The 16,143-nt window shown below is 71.6% G+C and carries 15 protein-coding genes; 4 read left to right on the forward strand and 11 right to left on the reverse strand.

All coding sequences use genetic code 11. The features are described 5' to 3' along the window. Window positions 1-59: 59 nt before the first annotated feature. A complete protein-coding gene (locus IE258_RS19630; RefSeq protein ID WP_189745231.1) occupies window positions 60-1,202 on the forward strand; it encodes a saccharopine dehydrogenase NADP-binding domain-containing protein in 1,143 nt (380 codons plus the stop codon). A 3-nt stretch (window positions 1,203-1,205) separates the two neighbouring features. Here the strand turns inward: IE258_RS19630 and IE258_RS19635 are convergent, their stop codons facing one another. Then, on the reverse strand, window positions 1,206-2,114 hold the full coding sequence (locus IE258_RS19635) for an alpha/beta hydrolase (RefSeq protein ID WP_189745233.1): 909 nt from the start codon (window positions 2,112-2,114) through the stop codon (window positions 1,206-1,208). After that, on the reverse strand, window positions 2,111-2,668 hold the full coding sequence (locus tag IE258_RS19640) for a quercetin 2,3-dioxygenase (RefSeq protein ID WP_189745235.1): 558 nt from the start codon (window positions 2,666-2,668) through the stop codon (window positions 2,111-2,113). The genes IE258_RS19635 and IE258_RS19640 overlap by 4 nt, the downstream gene beginning before the upstream one ends. 111 nt (window positions 2,669-2,779) lie before the next feature. Here IE258_RS19640 and IE258_RS19645 point away from each other — a divergent pair, with 111 nt between their 5' ends. Continuing rightward, window positions 2,780-3,241 (forward strand): MarR family winged helix-turn-helix transcriptional regulator, encoded by a 462-nt coding sequence (locus tag IE258_RS19645; RefSeq protein ID WP_189745237.1) that lies wholly within the window; start codon window positions 2,780-2,782, stop codon window positions 3,239-3,241. A 257-nt stretch (window positions 3,242-3,498) separates the two neighbouring features. Next, window positions 3,499-4,596 carry a serine hydrolase domain-containing protein gene (locus IE258_RS19650; RefSeq protein WP_189745239.1) on the forward strand — a complete coding sequence of 366 codons (1,098 nt, stop codon included), beginning with the start codon at window positions 3,499-3,501 and terminating at the stop codon, window positions 4,594-4,596. Between the two features lie 84 nt (window positions 4,597-4,680). Here the strand turns inward: IE258_RS19650 and IE258_RS19655 are convergent, their stop codons facing one another. The 9 genes from IE258_RS19655 to IE258_RS19695 all read right to left on the reverse strand — a co-directional run bounded on the left by IE258_RS19655 (window position 4,681) and on the right by IE258_RS19695 (window position 15,435). Next, the gene (locus tag IE258_RS19655) at window positions 4,681-5,598 is read right to left on the reverse strand and encodes an endo-beta-N-acetylglucosaminidase H (RefSeq protein ID WP_189745241.1); all 918 of its coding nucleotides are present in this window, start codon (window positions 5,596-5,598) and stop codon (window positions 4,681-4,683) included. A 155-nt stretch (window positions 5,599-5,753) separates the two neighbouring features. Then, window positions 5,754-6,329 carry a snapalysin family zinc-dependent metalloprotease gene (locus IE258_RS19660; protein ID WP_189745243.1) on the reverse strand — a complete coding sequence of 192 codons (576 nt, stop codon included), beginning with the start codon at window positions 6,327-6,329 and terminating at the stop codon, window positions 5,754-5,756. 126 nt (window positions 6,330-6,455) lie between these two features. Further along, a complete protein-coding gene (locus IE258_RS19665; RefSeq protein ID WP_189745245.1) occupies window positions 6,456-7,841 on the reverse strand; it encodes a cellulase family glycosylhydrolase in 1,386 nt (461 codons plus the stop codon). A 169-nt stretch (window positions 7,842-8,010) separates the two neighbouring features. Continuing rightward, window positions 8,011-9,234, reverse strand: coding sequence for a Gfo/Idh/MocA family protein (locus IE258_RS19670; RefSeq protein WP_189745760.1), 1,224 nt, complete (start codon window positions 9,232-9,234; stop codon window positions 8,011-8,013). Between the two features lie 87 nt (window positions 9,235-9,321). Then, window positions 9,322-10,479: an ROK family transcriptional regulator gene (locus IE258_RS19675; RefSeq protein WP_189745247.1), complete on the reverse strand. Its 1,158-nt coding sequence runs from the start codon at window positions 10,477-10,479 to the stop codon at window positions 9,322-9,324. Window positions 10,480-10,573: 94 nt separating this feature from the next. After that, complete coding sequence (locus tag IE258_RS19680; RefSeq protein ID WP_189745249.1) at window positions 10,574-12,073, reverse strand: glycoside hydrolase family 36 protein; 1,500 nt, start codon at window positions 12,071-12,073, stop codon at window positions 10,574-10,576. Window positions 12,074-12,142: 69 nt separating this feature from the next. Next, window positions 12,143-13,489, reverse strand: coding sequence for an ABC transporter substrate-binding protein (locus IE258_RS19685; protein ID WP_189745251.1), 1,347 nt, complete (start codon window positions 13,487-13,489; stop codon window positions 12,143-12,145). 37 nt (window positions 13,490-13,526) lie between these two features. Beyond that, window positions 13,527-14,450 (reverse strand): carbohydrate ABC transporter permease, encoded by a 924-nt coding sequence (locus tag IE258_RS19690; protein ID WP_373309861.1) that lies wholly within the window; start codon window positions 14,448-14,450, stop codon window positions 13,527-13,529. 31 nt (window positions 14,451-14,481) lie between these two features. Beyond that, window positions 14,482-15,435, reverse strand: a complete 954-nt coding sequence (locus tag IE258_RS19695) for a carbohydrate ABC transporter permease (RefSeq protein ID WP_189745253.1) — start codon at window positions 15,433-15,435, stop codon at window positions 14,482-14,484. Window positions 15,436-15,647: 212 nt separating this feature from the next. Between IE258_RS19695 and IE258_RS19700 the strand changes: the two genes are divergently transcribed. Beyond that, window positions 15,648-15,935: a DUF1905 domain-containing protein gene (locus IE258_RS19700; RefSeq protein ID WP_159326774.1), complete on the forward strand. Its 288-nt coding sequence runs from the start codon at window positions 15,648-15,650 to the stop codon at window positions 15,933-15,935. Window positions 15,936-16,143 lie beyond the last annotated feature (208 nt).

Genomic DNA, 16,143 nt, shown 5'->3' on the forward strand with positions numbered 1-16,143 from the left:
CAGTGTGTCATCACTGGGGTCCGCCCCCGGTGCCATCCGGAGCAGGCAGGGACGCAGACATGACCGACACCGGCGGGGCAAGCGCAACGACCAGCGGGACGACGGGCGGGGCGACGAACGGGAACAGGACGAACGACGAGGTGTGGATCGTCGGGGCGACCGGCCGTGTGGGCCGGCGCGTGGCCGCGCGACTGGCCGCACGGGGGCTGACGGTCGTACCGGTCGGACGCAGCCGGGAGCGGATGGCCGCCGCCGGTGCGGAGGCCGGTCTCCCCGCGGACGCGAAGGTCGTCGTCGCCGACTCGGCGGAGCGCATCGCGGAGGAGGTCGTCCGCGGACGCCCGCGGGTGGTGGTGAACACGATGGGCGACTACGCCACCACCGCACCGCTGATCGCCCGAGCCTGCATGTCGGGCGGCGGCCACTACGTCGACCAGGCCAACGACGTGGGCGCCGTGGAAGGGCTGCTCGCCCTGCGCGACGAGGCGGAACGGGCGGGCAGCGTCCTGGTCACCGGCGCCGGATTCGGGGTGCTGGCGACGGAGGCCGTGGTGGCGAAGCTGTGCGAGGAGCGCCCCGCGCCGCACCGGGTACGGGTCGACTCCGTGGCCTCGGTGGCCGTCGAGGCGGGTGCGCTGGGCACCGCCCTCGCGACCGGCATCGTGGACGCGCTCGTCGCGGGCGGGCGGCGGTACGAGAACGGACGGCCGGTGCCCGCACGGCTGGGCGCCGACCCCCGGCGACTCGCCTTCCCGGACGGGGCGTCGGCCAAGTCGGCAGGTGTCGCGTCCGGAGAGCTGGTCGCGGCGCACGCGGTCAGCGGAGCACCGTACGTCACCGCCACGTCTTCCCTCGCGCCGACCACTCCGCTCCTGCGTGCCCTGCTCCCGCTGCTGGGCCGTCTGCTGTCCGTCCCGGCGCTGCGGCGCCGTGCCGTGGCCAGGCTCGGCCGCGTCACGGCCAAGGCCGCACCCCGCCCGCGCGAGCACTCCTGGGGACACGCCGTCGTGGAGTGGGCCGACGGCACCCGGCGCGAGGGATGGCTGCGCGCCGGCGAGGGCATGGACTTCACGACGGAGGTCACCGTCACGGTCACCGAACTGCTGGCCCGTGGCGCCGGCGCACCGGGGGCCTGGACACCGGCGGCCGCCCTCGGCGCCGACCTGGCGACCACCGCCGGTGGCACCTTCGTACTGGACTGACGCTCACCGGTCCGAGGCGCCCCGCCGGGTGCGGCGCCTCGTGAACCGCAGTGACTGCTCGAAGACGTCCTCGACCGTGGCAGAAGGCAGGCCGTGCCAGCCGTGGTCCGCGCCGGGCACGGTACGCAGGTGCACCGGTGCGCCGAGTTCGTCCAGCCGCGCCGCGAGATCCCGGCTGTGCGAGCACGCGACCATGCTGTCCTCCTCGCCGTGGACGAGGAGGAAGGCAGGCGCGCCCGGGTGGGCGTGCGCCAGGGGACTGGCCTCCCGTGCGAGGTCCGGACGGGCCGCCGGGGCTCCGCCCAGCAGCAGGGCCTCCGGCGTGGTGGACGCCCGCGGATCGTACGGGCCGCGTGCGGTGGTCAGATCGGCCGGCCCGTACCAGATCACGGCGGCGACGGGGGCCGGCCCGGTGTGCTGCGTGAGGGCCAGGAGGGAGGCCAGGTGGCCGCCCGCCGACTCACCCCACACCACCGTGCGCTCCATGTCCAGGTCCAGTTCGGCGGCGCGCAGGCCGAGCCAGCGCAGCGCGGCACGCAGGTCGTCGACGGGCGCGGGGAAGTGCGCTTCGCCGCTCAGCCGGTAGTCGGCGCAGGCCACGGCGACACCGGCCGCGGCGATCCGCGCGAACGGTCCGGGGTCCCAGTCCCGTGTCCGCATGCCCATGTCGTCGCGCCGGCCGCGCAGCCAGGCCCCGCCGTGCACGAAGAGCACCAGGGGAAGCGCCTCCCGGTCGGTGTTCTCGGGCAGCCACAGGTCCAGTTCCAGCGGCCGGCTTCCCGCGCGTTCGGCGAAGGGGACACCCCGCAGCACCCGGGTGCCCGACGCGCCGCGCGCCGCGGGAGGCAGGGGTGCGACGTCCGGGTGGGGCGCGGCGATGAGCTCCCGCAGGGGACGTTGTGCCGCGGTCACGGGGTGCGCCACTGGTGGTCGGGGAGAAACCGCACGTCGTACCGCTGGGGCACGGTGGCGAATCGTTCCGGCTCGGGCACGTAGGGCTCGGGCGGCAGTCCGAGGGCGTCGGCGGGCGTGCCGAGACTCTCGAAGAAGCGCTCGAAGGTCCCGCCCGGGCCCGCGGCGACGCCGACGACCTGGCTGTGGTGGCGTTCCATGCGGTAGGCGTGCCGGCAGTTCTTGGGTACGAAGCCGAAGTCGCCCGGGGTGAGCAGCTTCTCCTGCTGATGGCCCTCGGTGTCCTCGACGAACAGGCGCACCGCGCCCTGGGTGACGTAGAAGACCTCGTGGGTGTCGGTGTGCAGATGGGCCGGGATGATGTCGCCCTTGGGGCCCTCGACGGTGAAGAAGTTGAAGGTGTTCTCGGTCTGCTCCCCGCCGGCGTAGATCGTGATCAGGTCGCCGAACAGATGGGCACGGTCCCCCTCGCCCTTCTCGACGAAGTACGGCTTGCCCGGTTCGGCGGGTATGCGCGAGGCGCGCCGGTAGCGTGTGGCGTACTCGATGGTCATGGCTCTCCCGTGTCGTCGCCAGTGCAATGTCAGGTAGCCTGACACAACGGGTTGCCGACCGCCAAGTGGGCCGACGGACGGCCCCGCCGCCCACCGCCCCGTGAGGAACGCATGCATCCCGCTGACCGCAACCTCCCGCAGCTGCTGGGTGACGCCCGGCGCTGGTTCGACGAGGCCCTGCTCGCCGCCCTGGAGGCGTCCGGCGCGTCCCACGTCTCCCTGACGCAGCTGGGTCTGTTCAGCGTGCTGGACGAGGACGGCACGACGGTGTCGGAGCTGGCCCGCCGGATGGGTGTCACGCGGCAGACCGCGCATCAGGCGGTCCACGGCCTGGTGCAGCTCGGACTGCTGGAACAGGCACCCGACCCCGCCTCCGCCCGGCGACGGCTGATCCGGCGGACTCCGCAGGGACGGCGTGCGCATCAGCAGGCCGACCGCGTGCTGCGGCGGCTGGAGGAGACGCTCGCTGAACGGATCGGCCGGGACGCCGTCGCCGCACTGCGTGCCGCGCTCGAGGCCCCGTGGGGCCCGGCACCGAGCGCCGACCCCGCAACCGCCCCGCCGCGCCCGTGAGGGAACGCCGCTCCGGCCTGCGGCCGGGTCGGGCGGCAGCGGCTCGCGGGCGGGCGGGCGCGCCGACGGAGTCCCGTGGCGGGTTCGGGCCTTCCGGGGCGGCGCGCGACACCGGCCGGGGGCATGATGGGTCGGCTCGCCGGCGCCGCTGCGCACGTGCCGGTCGCCGAGCACACTGTGGTGAGGAGACACATGCCGGACAGCGAACCGAGAGCCGTCCTGACGTCCGGTCGGGCGTGCAACACGGGGCCGGGGCGGTGAGGGTGGTGCCGTCACTGCAGCAGAAGATCCAGGGTGTCCTGGACGAACTCGTCGCGACCGGGGCCGAAACCGGTGTGCAGGTCGCCGTCCACCACCGCGGTGCACTCGTCGTCGACGCCGTGGCCGGGGTCGCGGACAGCCGGACCGGACGCGGGGTGACCCCGGGGACCCCGTTCTTCAGCTTCTCCGCCGGCAAGGTCATGACGTCACTTGTCGCCCACCTGCTCGTCGCGACCGGCGGCGTCGGGTACGACACCCGAGTGGCCGAGCTGTGGCCGGAGTTCGGCGCCCGTGGCAAGGCGAGTGCCACGCTCCGACACGTGCTCACGCACTCGGTCGGCGTACCGGCCATGCCCCGGGACATCGGCCCCGCCGACCTGACCGACTGGTCGCGGGTCTGCGCCGCGCTCGCCGACGCCGAACCGCGGTGGCGGCCAGGGACCAGGACGGGGTACCACGCGTTCACCTACGGCTTCCTCGTCGGAGAGGTCGCACGCCGGGCCACGGGCAAACCGATGCGGCAACTCCTGCGCGAGTGGGTCATCGAGCCACTGGGCCTCGACGGCCACCTGTACTTCGGCGTGCCCCGGGGCGACCTGGCCCGGCTGGCCCGCCTCGAGGACGCCGCACCGCACCGCGCCGCCCCGCCCGACGACGCCGCCGTCCTGGCGCCCTGGGAAGCGCGCCCGTCCGCGGCGCTGGGCAACAGCCAGGAGATCCTGTGGTCGGACATCCCGTCGGTCGGCACCTTCACCGCGCGGGGGATCGCCGCCGTGAACGCGGCGGTCCTCGACGGCCGGCTCATCGACTCCCGCCGGCTCGAAGAGCTGACGGCGGTCGCCTTCGAAGGCGTCGACCAGGTCTTCGGCAACCCCGCGCGGCTGGCCCTGGGCTATCCGCTCGGCCGTATCGGCGCTCGCCCGGACCAGGCCCCCACCACCTTCGGCTGGGTCGGTGGCGGCGGCAGCTACGTCTACGCCGACACCGCCACCGGCACCTCCTTCGCCCTGACCAAGAACCGCGTGACCCCCCACTTCGACACCGCGCAGCGACTGGCGGACCTCACCGCGGCCGAGCTTGCCCGGCACGCCTGAGTGCCGGCACCGGGATTGGGAGTGACGATTTCTCCCGATGCCGGCACTCAGGCTTCTGACATCGTTGTCGAAGCGGCGGGCGCCTTACGGTGTGTAGACGGCCTCGCTGCCGTACAGCTCCCGGGTGAACGCGGAGACGTCGGCGCTGCGGTCGCTGCCGTCGAGGTTGTACGTCAGATAGACCCCGTACCCCTCGTCGACGGTGCGCCGGGCGAGGTCGGCGGCCGTGTTCTGCGAGGTCCGGCCGATCTCGACGGCCGCCGGTGACAGCTGCGCCTTGGGCAGTGCGATGCCGGGGACCTGCCAGGTGCCGTAGTACGGGTTCCAGGCGTAGTCGAACTTGCCGGAGATGTCGACGCCGCCGTACGACAGCCGGGAGGCGGCCGGGCCGATGTTGTAGAGGCTGATGACCTTGTCCGGCATGTTCGCACGCAGGGCCGTCACCAGGTGCACGAAGGAGCTGTCGTTGGGCTGGGCGGTGCCGTTGTTGCCGTACTCGGCGTACTCGTCGTCGAAGTCGACGCCGTCCAGGCCGTACTCGGCCACGGTGTCCGAGAGTTGCTTGGCGAACGCCGAAGCGGCCTGCTGGGACGGGAAGTTGGCGAACCCGGCGCCCTGGTGGTTGCCCAGCACCGACAGGAGGACCTTGATGCCCTTCTGCTGCAATGGCCGTATCTGCGTGGCGGCGTTGTCGAGGACGCGCTGCACGTTCTCGTTGAAGTGCAGGTACGCCGTCTTCGAGGCGGTGTCGTAGTTGATGTTCGCAGCGAAGATCACGGCGACGTCGAAGGCGTTGCCGCCCCCGTCCGCCAGCGTGTACTTGCCGACGTTGAGCATGCTGTTGTTGTTCACCTCGATGTAGGCCACCGAGGTCGGCCCCTGCTTCGCCGGGGCGGGGGCCGCTGGAGCGCCGGTCGCGGTGGTCGCGCCGAGGACGAGGGCCGCGACGGCCGAGAGCGCGAGCGCCGCCGTCCGCACTCTTCTCCGTGCCAGAGTGAACATGGTTGATCGGTCTCCCAACGCAGGGTCGGCGCCCCGCCTGTTCGGTGGCGCCGAGCGAGTGCCTCGAGTCTTCCGCTGTCGAGGCCGAAGCCCGGGAAGTGTGCTCGAACTCTTCACGGCTTCCCCGCACGGCGCACTCCGGCGGCCCTGCCCGGTCAGTCCTCGACGAGCACGGGTGCCGGTACCGCGACCGCCGGCGGCGCACCGGCCGCCTCGCCGAAGTTGCCCTCGACCTCCGCCTTCTCGGCCGCGTCCGGGTACGGGTTCGTGCACGCGGTGCCCGCGCTGGAGCCCGACATCAGGCTGGAGCAGGGCCCGGGTTTGCGGTCCGGCAGGCCCAGGATGTGACCGAGTTCGTGGGACGAGATGCGTACCGTGTCGTACCCCTCGTCCACCGCCTGACGGCCGATCCAGACGGTGCCGTTGCCCAGGGAAGTGGTGAGTGCGCGCGGCCAGCCGTCGTCGGCCAGGACGCGTATGTTGGCCCGCTGTCCGGCCGTGGCCGGACGCAGCTCCGCGCCCTCGACGCTCTCGTTCCAGATCGCCGCGCCCCGGTCGACCGCGGACCTGAACTCCGCGGAGCCGCTCGCGTCATAGGTGAGGACCCGGGCCGCGGCCGGGGAGTTCGCCGCGTCGGGCGGCGAGCCGGCGGCCACGGCCTCGCCGCTCAGCAGCGGCAGCGACAACAGCGCGGCCACGGCGAGGTGTCCGGTCAGTGTGCGGACGTGCATGCTCGACCTCCTTGTGGGGGAGAGGAGTCGTGCTCATGACATCACCTGCCTCCCTGCCCACCGGACGCCGCTGCCAATCAGTCAATTCGCGCGGGGCCCCGGACGGCTCCGGAGCCCCGCCGGGGGTCAACTCGTCGGGAAGTCGTCGGCGGTGCTGATCCGGCTCTTCAGCAGGGCCCCGGACTCGGTCAGTACGCCGCTGCTGCCGTAGTCGGTGCCCTCGCAGGTGCCCGGCTTGAAGGCCGCGCTGCCCTCGTCGGCGTCCGAGTACGTCCAGTTCGCGTAGCTGATCTTCAACCGGTCGAGCAGATCCAGCCAGGCGACGCTGCTCGCCCGGTCCACCGCACCGCCGCCGGTGGCGCTCACCGTGCCGAACTCGGAGACGAACAGCGGCAGTTGCGTGGCCGCCCGGCTCACCGCCGCACGGTAGGCGTCCTTGTGGCTCGCGGCGTAGAAGTGGAAGGCGTACATGATGTTGGTCGCGTTCACGGGGTTGTTCACGACCTCGCTCTCATTCGCGCCGTCCGAGACGCCCAGCGAGGACCAGCCGCGGGTGCCGACGATCACGACGGCGTCCGGGTCGGCCGCCCGGATCACCGGGATGACCTGCTCGGCGTAGCTCTTGACGGCCGTCCAGCTCACACCGTTGGGCTCGTTGGCGATCTCGTAGATCACGTTCTCCTTGTCCGCGTTGCGGGCGGCCACGGAGGAGAAGAACGTCTTGGCGCGGTCGAGGTTGTAGTTCGGGTCGCCCGGCGTCAGCGTGTGGAAGTCGATCACCGCGTACATGCCGCGTGCCTCCGCCATGTCGACCAGGGTGTTCACCCGGCCGGTGAAGCCCGCCGGGTCGGTCTCGTAGCCGTCCTCCTGCACGTACATGGCGACGCGCAGCAGGTCCGACTTCCAGTCCTGCGCCAGTGCGTCCAGGGACGCGTCGTTGTAGCAGGGGCCGAACCACTGGATGCCGTGCGTACTCATGCCGCGCAGCTGTACGGGGCGGTCGTACCGGTTGCACAGATGCACACCGCAGACGTGCAGTTGTCCGTTGACGGCGACCGGGGTGCCGTCAGCGGGCGGGTCGGTCGGGGGATCCGTCGGCGGATCGGTGACGGAACCGGTGCAGGCCACGCCGTTGAGTGCGAAGGACGTGGGTGCCGGGTTGGAGCCGGTGAAGGATCCCACGAATCCCAGGTCGGCCGACCCGCCGGTGGACAGCGTGCGGTTCCAGTCGACGCCGCCGGCGGTGACCGTGGAGCCGGACTGCGACCAGGTCGCGTTCCACCCCTGGACGACCTTCTGTCCGGCGTCCGGCATCGTGAACTCGAGCGTCCACCCGCTGACCGGGTCACCCAGATTCGTGATCTTCACCCCTGCCTGGAAGCCGCCCTCCCACTGGCTGGTGACGGTGTACTCGGCCGCGCAGCCGGTCGCGGCCTGCGCCGGGGGTCCGGCCAGCACGGCGAGGCCGATGATCGATGCGCCGGTCGCGAGCAGGGCCAAAAGGCGTTTCACGGGTTTCCTCCCTGAATGGCGCGAGCATGACAATATGGAGCGCGTTTTGGGAGCGCTCCCAAAGCCTTCGGGCCGAGACCGTACACCGGTGCGCCGGTGCGCGACAGATGTCGGACGGTCCGACTGTCAGGACCGGGTCAGGAGGTGCTGGTGGCGGACCGGTGGCGGGTCAGGTACGCGGCTCCCCGTGTGCGGGCCGCGCGGGCTGGTGCCGCTGGAAGTAGTCGACGATCGCCGCCGACGGTGCGCGTACGTCGACCGGAGTGCCGCCCGAGCGCAGCGAGGTCGTCGCGGCGACCGCGGCGGCGACCGCTTCGCGCGCCGCCACCGGAGAGGTGTCCGTGGGGCCCCCGGAGGCGGCGAAGCGGAGGAACTCGTCGACCAGCGCCCGGTCCGCGCCGCCGTGGTCGTCCTGGGACGGTGTGGGGACGGGGACGGTGAGGTCGGCGTCGCGCCGGTAGCCGGAGCGGTGCCGGTTCCACACCTGGATCGTCGCGGGGTCGCCCTCCATGCCGTCCCCGAAGTTCTCCAGCCGGCCCTCGTCCCCGATGACGGTGTAGTTGCGCCAGTAGTCCGGCGTGAAGTGGCACTGCTGGTAGCTGGCGAGCACCCCGTTGTCCAGGCGCGTCAGCATCATGCTGATGTCCTCGACGTCGACGACGGGATTCAGTTCCCGCAGTGCGGCCGGCGGCCAGATCTCCGGGTCGAACCAGTCGGGCATGCGCCCGCCCGCCGGTGCCGGGTCGTCGGCCCCGCGCCGCGGGTTGTCGCCGTACACCGACAGGGCGCCCTGTGCGACGACGTTCCTGGAGTAGCCGCCGGCCAGCCAGTGGATCACGTCGAGGTCGTGGGCGCCCTTCTGCAGGAGCAGACCGGTGGTGTTGGCGCGTTCGGCGTGCCAGTCCTTGAAGTAGTAGTCCCCGCCGTGGCTCACGAAGTGACGGCACCACACGGCGCGCACCCGCCCTATCGCCCCGTCGTCGATCAGCTCGCGCATCCGCCGCAGCACCGGGAGATGGCGCAGGTTGTGACCCACGTACAAGCGGCTGCGCGAGTCGTACGCGGCCTGGAGCAGCGCGTCGCAGTCCTCCACGGTGATGGCCAGCGGCTTCTCCACGAACACCGGGATCCCGGCGGCCAGGAAGAACAGCGCGGGCCGCGTGTGCACATGATCCGGGGTGAGCACGAACACGGCGTCCAGGTCGTCGTCGGCCATCTTCTCGTAGTGCTCGTGCAGCACCACGTCCGGACCGAACAGGGCCCTGGCGTCGTCCCGCCCCCGCGGATCCGGATCGGCGCAGGAGACGACCCGGGCGACGCCGGGGCGGTTCGCCAGCGCGGCCACGGGCGCTCGCTGGCCGACGCCGATCACGCCGACGCGCAGTTCCGACATCGATGTCTGGTCACGGTGGCTCACGTGCTGTCCCTTCGTTCCCGACGGGGGAGAGGTGGGTTTGTGGGTGCGGGGCGTGCCGGGTGCCTACCGGCGTGGTGCGCTCGGCGCGGAGAGCCGGTCGCCCAGCAGCCGGTCGTCGACCTCGTCCAGCGCGAGGCGCACCGCGCCCAGGGCCACGCTCTCGTCGCCGAGCGTGGAGGCGCGCAGTTCCGGCAGGCGCAGGCAGTGCTTGGTCAGTTCGCGGCGCAGCGGTTCGAGGACCACGTCGGCGGAGCGCGAGAAGCCGCCGCCGTAGACGACGACCTGGGGGTCCAGGGTCAGCACCAGCGCGGCGACCCCGACCGCGAGGTCGCGGGTGTAGCGGCGCACCGCACCCTTCGCCTCCCGGTCGCCGTCCCGGGCCGCCTGGAAGACCCAGGCGGCGGCCTCGCCGGGTGCGGCCGTGTCCGGGATCCCGGGGCAGGTCTGCAGGTGGTCCGGGGCGGTGAGCCAGCGCACCGCTTTCAGGGCGCCGATCTCGCCCGCGGCGCCGCCGTGGCCGCGGCGCAGGGTGCCGTCCAGGATGAGACCGGCGCCGGTGCGCAGTCCGGCGAGCAGGAAGACGATGTCGTCGGCGTCCTGCGCCACCCCCTTCCACCGCTCGGCCACGGCGGAGAGCTTGCAGTCGTTCTCCACCCGGACCGGGCAGGAGAAGCGGGCCGCGAGGTGGGCGACCGGATCCGCCTCGGTCCAGCCGGGCAGCGGCGTGGACAGGCTGGTCCGGCCCGCCGCGTCGACCGGGCCGGTCACCCCGACCGTCACCGCCCAGACGTCGTCCGGCGTCATCCCGGTGGCGCGGAGGACGTCGTCGATCACCCCGTCGACCTCCGCCAGCCGTTCCGCGGGCGGCGCCTCGGGGTCGACCGGCCGGCGCAGCGTCCGCACGAGGTTGCCCTCCAGGTCGCTGAGTACCGCCAGCACCTTGTGCACACCGACGTCGATGCCGAGCACATGGCCGGCGTCGGCCCGGAACCGGTACCGGCGGGCGGGGCGCCCCACCACGCTGCCGGCCCCCGGCTCCTGCACCTCCGCCCAGCCCTCGGCGACCAGTGCCTGCACCAGTACGTCCACGGCGGGACGCGACAGACCGGCCCGGCCCGCGAGTTCGGTGACCGTCGACGGGGGGTTGCCGCGCAGCGCCCACACGATGGACAGCTGGTTCATCTCGCGCATCCGGGACAGATCTGTTCCGGTCGTCGCCATGCTTGGTCACTCCCTGCGAGGGTTGCCGTGCGCGCCGCTGGATAATGCTGAGGAGTTTACTAACTCGGATCGGCGGACGCGCTCGTGCCGGAGGTCAGGCGATCGGATAACGCTGCTCCGCCTCCGGAGCGACGGCCGGGGTGAGATCGACCTCCCGCCCGTCGAGGGCGAAGCGGTAGCGGCCGAGTCTGCGCACCTCCGGCCGCGCCTGAAGATACGCCGTCATCGTCCGCAGTTCCTCCGGGCGCAGCCACCCCGGCGGATCCGAGACCGCACGGAATTCGCAGACGTCGGCGAGGTCGCGCAGCCACCGCTGTTGCCGCTCGCTGAGCAGGTTGAGGCGGCTGCGGAAGTACACCACGTCCGGGTCCACCTCGAGGAGCGGCTTCTGCCACAGCCGGTGCACCGTGTTGACGACGGCGTTGCGGGCCAGCGCGTCGGACGGGTCCCGGGTGGCGTAGTGCTCCCACATCGGGGCGACGTCCGGGCCGCTGCGCGCACCGTCGGCCAGGCCCAGCGACGGCAGCAACGGCGCCCCGCTGGCGAGCAGATACGCCTCGGGCCCCGCCGCCTCACGGATGATCCGCAGGCCGGTCCGGTACGCCTCCTCACGGCCGACGTCCGCGAAGCGAACGCCGGGCACCGCCCCGGCCTGCAGGAAGTCGAGCTTGAGATAGGTGAACCCCCACTCCCCGACGACCCGGTGGACCATCTCCCGCAGGTGCTCCTGTGCTGCGGGCAGGGTGAGGTCGAGCGCCCAGTATCCGGTGCCCCAGTTGTGCCCGGCGACCACCGGAGCGCCGTCGTCGCCGCGCAGCAGCAGCTCCGGCCGCTCCCGTGCGGTGCGCGAGTCCGGGTGGACGATGAACGGCGCGAGCCACAGTCCGGGCCGCAGTCCCGCCTCGGAGATCCGCCCGGCCAGTGCCCGCATCCCGGCGGGGAACTTGGCGTTGGCCTCCCAGTCGCCCACCGCCCGCTCCCAGCCGTCGTCGACCTGGACGACGTCGAAGGGCAGACCGCGCAGGGCGGCGATGTCCTCGGCGAGCCGCGCCTCGGTGATGTCCTCGTAGTACGCGTACCAACTGCACCACACGTTGCCGGCCCGCCCGTTGCCGCGTCCCATGCGTGCGCCGAGGTGCCGGGCGTAGTCCGCGAAGACCTGCTCCTCGTCGCCGTGGGCGAGGAACCAGGGGGCTCCCGCGCGTTCGTACCACCCGCAGAGCGTGTCCCGGTCCGCCGACAGCCGGGGTACGTCGAGTCCCAGGGCGCCGAGCAGCAGAACCCGGCCGTCCGCGCCCTGCAGGGCGGCGACGGCGGAGGAGTGGTGGCGCGCCGGGTCGTCCCACACGGGGTCGTCCGCCGTCAGCCGGCGCTCGGGGTTCTCGATGCGCAGGGGTTCGGCGGAGAGCTGGCGCCAGCCGCACGGGCTCCAGGAGTTGTGGCCGTGACGGTAGAAGAGCGCGTCGCCGAGACCGTGCAGCAGGGCCACCCTGCCGGGTGGCAGCAGCAGACCGCCGTCGACGGGCTCCGGTGGGGCTTCGCCTTCGACCTCGACGGCGAAGCGGTGGTCGCCGAGGTCAACGAGCTGGGCCATGTGTCTCCTTGCGTTGCGACGAGTGACGGTGCGACAGGGTGAACGCCCGGGGCGGGGCGGTCCGGACGGCTATCGGAAGAGGGCGTTGACCTTGTCGTTCGCCGCCTTCAGGGCGTCTTCCGGTGACGCCTGGCCGAGGATCGCCGACTGGATGGCGTCCTGGACGATGGGATCGATCTCGGTGCCGTGCTCGGTGATGGGCAGCAGGAACGTGCCGTCCTTCGCCGCGACGGCGTCGGTGAAGACGTGGACGTCCTCGCCCTTCGTCCGGTGTGCGGCGAGCGCCTTCTCGGTGGCGGACTTGAGCGCGGGGAAGACCACGGCCCGCTTCGCGACCAGGTTCTGGCAGTCGGCCGAGGCCAGGAACTTCACCCACTTCCACGCCTCCTCCTTGTGCTTGCTGCCCGCCCAGACGGCGTCCGAGAGACCGTTGACGGCGCTCTTGCGACCGGCGGGTCCGACCGGCATCGGTGCGAAGGCGAACTGCCGCTGCAGCTTCGGGCCGGTGTAGCTGGAGATGGCGTAGGAACCCGCGACCGTCATGGCCCCCTTGCCGGCGGCGAGCAGCTCGGAGTTGGCCATCTTCGACTGCTGGTCCAGGCGGGGCGAGTACCCCTTGTCGATCAGGTGCTTGAACCAGGAGATGGTCTCGACCAGCTTCGGGTCGTCGTAGCGGTAGTGCGTGCCCCACGGGTTCTTGTGCAGGTAGTGGAAGCCGTTGGCGGCGGCGAACTCGCCCCAGCCGTTCTGTCCCTGGGAACCGTCGGCCCACTCCGGCAGGAAGCCGTAGACCTCGACGTGGTCCTTGTCGAAGCCGGGATCCAGGCCGTTGCGGCCCTCGTCGTCCAGCGTGGCCCTGGCGATGACCTCCTCCAGGGTGCCGCCGTCGGAGGGGTTCCAGGTCAGCTTCGCCAACCGGTCGGCGTCCATGCCCTGTTCACCGAGCATCGCCGTGTTGTAGACCAGCGCCACCGTGTCCCAGTCCTTCGGCAGGCCGTAGCGCTTGCCGTCCTTGACCCACGGTTCGGTGAGTCCGGCCTGGTAGCCGGAGAGGTCCACATGGTCCCGCTCCACATAGGGCGCCAGGTCCAGGACCTGGCCGCCGGAGACGTAGGTCGCGGAGTAGGTGGACTGGTTCGTCCACACGTCCGGGGCGTCGCCGGAGACCAGTTCGGTGGTGAGGTTCTGCCAGTACTGGGTCCAGGCCGTCTGGGTGAACTCGACGGTGATGCCGGGGTTGGCGCGGTGGAAGGCCGCCGCGCAGTCCTGGTAGGCGGGCAACTGCCGGTCGTCCCACAACCAGTAGTCGAGGGTGACGGAGCCGTCGGCCGCGTCGTCGCCGCCGCAGGAGACGAGGGTGGTCGAGGCGGCCAGGCACAGCAGGGCCGCGCCGACGCGCTGGCGCAGGGATGTCATGAGGAGGGGCCTCTCTGGCTCGTACCGCGTGCGGGGCTCACTTGACGCCGGTGAAGTTGAGTGACTCGACCAGACGCCGGCCGAGCAGGATCAGCAGGACGAGGACGGGAAGCACGGACAGCGTCGAGCCGGCCATCAGCCCCGTCCAGTCGGGCGACGTGTTGGGCGACTGCTGCTGGAAGATGCCCAGCGCGACGGTGAGGACCCGGGTCTCCTCGTCCCGGCCGGTCAGCAGCGGCCACAGGTAGTCCTTCCAGGCCCACACGGTGGTGGTGAGCCCGACGGTGAGCAGCGGGCCACGGCTCATGGGCAGCACCACCCGCCAGAACAGGCCCCAGGCGCCCACCCCGTCGAGGACCGCGGCCTCCTCCACCTCGCGGGGGATCGACAGGAAGAACTGGCGCAGGAAGAAGATGGCGAACGGTGTCATCAGCACACTCGGCGCGACCATGCCGGCGAAGGTGTTGAGCCAGTCGAGGTTCTTCACCAGGACGAAGTTCGGCATGACGGTGAAGATCGGCGGCACCATGAGCGCGGCGATCAGCACGCCGAACACCGCGTCGCGGCCGGGGAAGCGCAGCCTCGCGAAGGCGTAGCCGGCCATGGCGCAGCACAGGGTCTGCAGTACGGCGATCAGACCGCTGTAGACCACGGAGTTGAGCAGGTAGCGCAGGAAGTCCACCTGCGCGCCGGATCCGCCCGCGGCCATGGCCTCCTCCTGGCTGGTCAGGCCGAGAACCCGCAGGAAGTTGATGGTCGTCGGGTGCTGGGGAACGAGCCCGGTGGAGTCGGAGTAGAGGTCGGCCGCCGGTGTCAGGGCGGTGCGGACCATCCAGTAGAACGGGAAGACGGTCGCCACCAGCGCGACCACGAGGACCACCCAGGCGGCGACGCGTCCCGGCGTCACGGCCCTGCGGGCCCGGGTACGTCGGACGTCCCGCGCCCCGGTCAAGGACCGGATCTGTGTCTGTGTCCGTGTCACGTGCGCCTCCTCAGGCCAGGTCCGAACGGGAAGCGCGCAACAGGCGCATCTGCACCGCCGTCAGCACGCCGAGGATCAGGGCGAGCATCACGGCCACGGCGGAGGCGTAGCCCATGTGGAAGTAGGTGAAGGCCTGCTCGTAGATGTAGTAGTAGATGACCCGGGTCGCGCCCACCGGCCCGCCGCGGGTCGTCACCGCGATCGTGTCGAAGATCTGGAACGAGCCGATCATCGACACCACCAGCACCAGAGCGAGCACCGGCCGCAGCAGCGGCAGCGTGATCCTGGTGAACATCCGGAACTCGCCCGCCCCGTCCAGGGACGCGCTCTCGTACAGGTGCTGGGGGATCTGCAGCATCCCGGCGTAGAGCAGCAGCGCCGTGTAGCCGGTGTACGCCCAGGTGTTGACGGCGGCGATGGACGGCATCGCCCAGTCGGGCGAGGAGAAGAAGCCGGTGGTGCCCATGCCGAGGGCGTTGAGGACGTGGTTGACGAAGCCGAGGTTGGTGTCCAGCAGCCACAGCCACAGGAGGCCGACGGTCACGTTCGGGACGAGCCAGGGCAGCAGCAGCATCGCGCGCAGGGCCACCGAGCGGGTCAGCCGGTGCATCAGCGTGGCCAGCAGCAGCCCCAGCAAGGTCTGCGCGCCTATGTTGACCACGACGTAGTAGCCGGTGACCTTGAGCGCGTTCCAGAACTGCTCGTCGCTCACCAGGTCGCGGTAGTTCTCGGCGCCGGTGAAGTTCGGGGCGGCGAGGAGGTTGTAGTCGGTGAGCGAGTAGTAGACGCCGCGCACCGTCGGATAGGCGTAGAAGAGCGCGAAGCCCACCAGCGCCGGTGCCAGGAACAGCCAGGCGACCCTCCGGTCGTCGCGGCGCTTGCGCGGCCCGCCGGAACCGGGTGCCCCGCCGGGATCCGGGCGGGCGGGTCCCGGCGGTCGCGCAACTGCGGTGTGGGCACCCATGGTTCCCCTCCGAAGGTATCTGCGCCGCACCTCTTGCCAGTGGGGCACCGTGGCTACATATTGATGAGGTGAAGTGAAACTTTGTCAATGCTGACGCATAAAAAGGAACGGAGGCGGCGACGGGAAGGGCGCCGCCGGAGCGATGAGTTTTCCCGCCTGCTCCCGTCCTACCTGGTGACAGAGGAAGAACTGGCGAACAGGCGGTATCCGAGATGGACGAGCAGTTCACCGCGACCTTGCTGAAGAGCCCGAACGCGGGCGGCTGGACCTACGTCGTGTGGCCCGAGTCGGTCGAGTACTTCGGTACCCGCGGCCTGGTGAAGGTCCGGGGCACGATCGACGGTCATCCGTTCCGGGGTTCCTTCATGGCCCTGGGCGACGGCACGCACAAGCTGGCCGTGAAGGCGGAGGTCCGCAAGGCGATCGGCAAGGAGCAGGGGGACACCGTGACGGTCCGCCTGCTGGAGCGCGTGGAGGCCCCACGCATGAAGCAGCGGTAGCGGCGTGGCGATAGGGCCTGTCCGGCGGATCATGCCGCAGACGCGGGGTCTGGCACGCACATCTGCGGCGTTGTCGTCACTCTCCCCCACTCTCGGCTTCGCTCGAGCGGGAGGGGCCCCCACCGCTCCGGGTCGACTCCCTCCTCCGCCTTGCAGCTGCACGCACCAGACCCCGCTCACCAGCGACAATGAGGCGCCGTGGGTATCC

The organism is Streptomyces tendae, assembly GCF_014650435.1.
GTDB classification, from domain to species: Bacteria; Actinomycetota; Actinomycetes; order Streptomycetales; family Streptomycetaceae; genus Streptomyces; species Streptomyces tendae.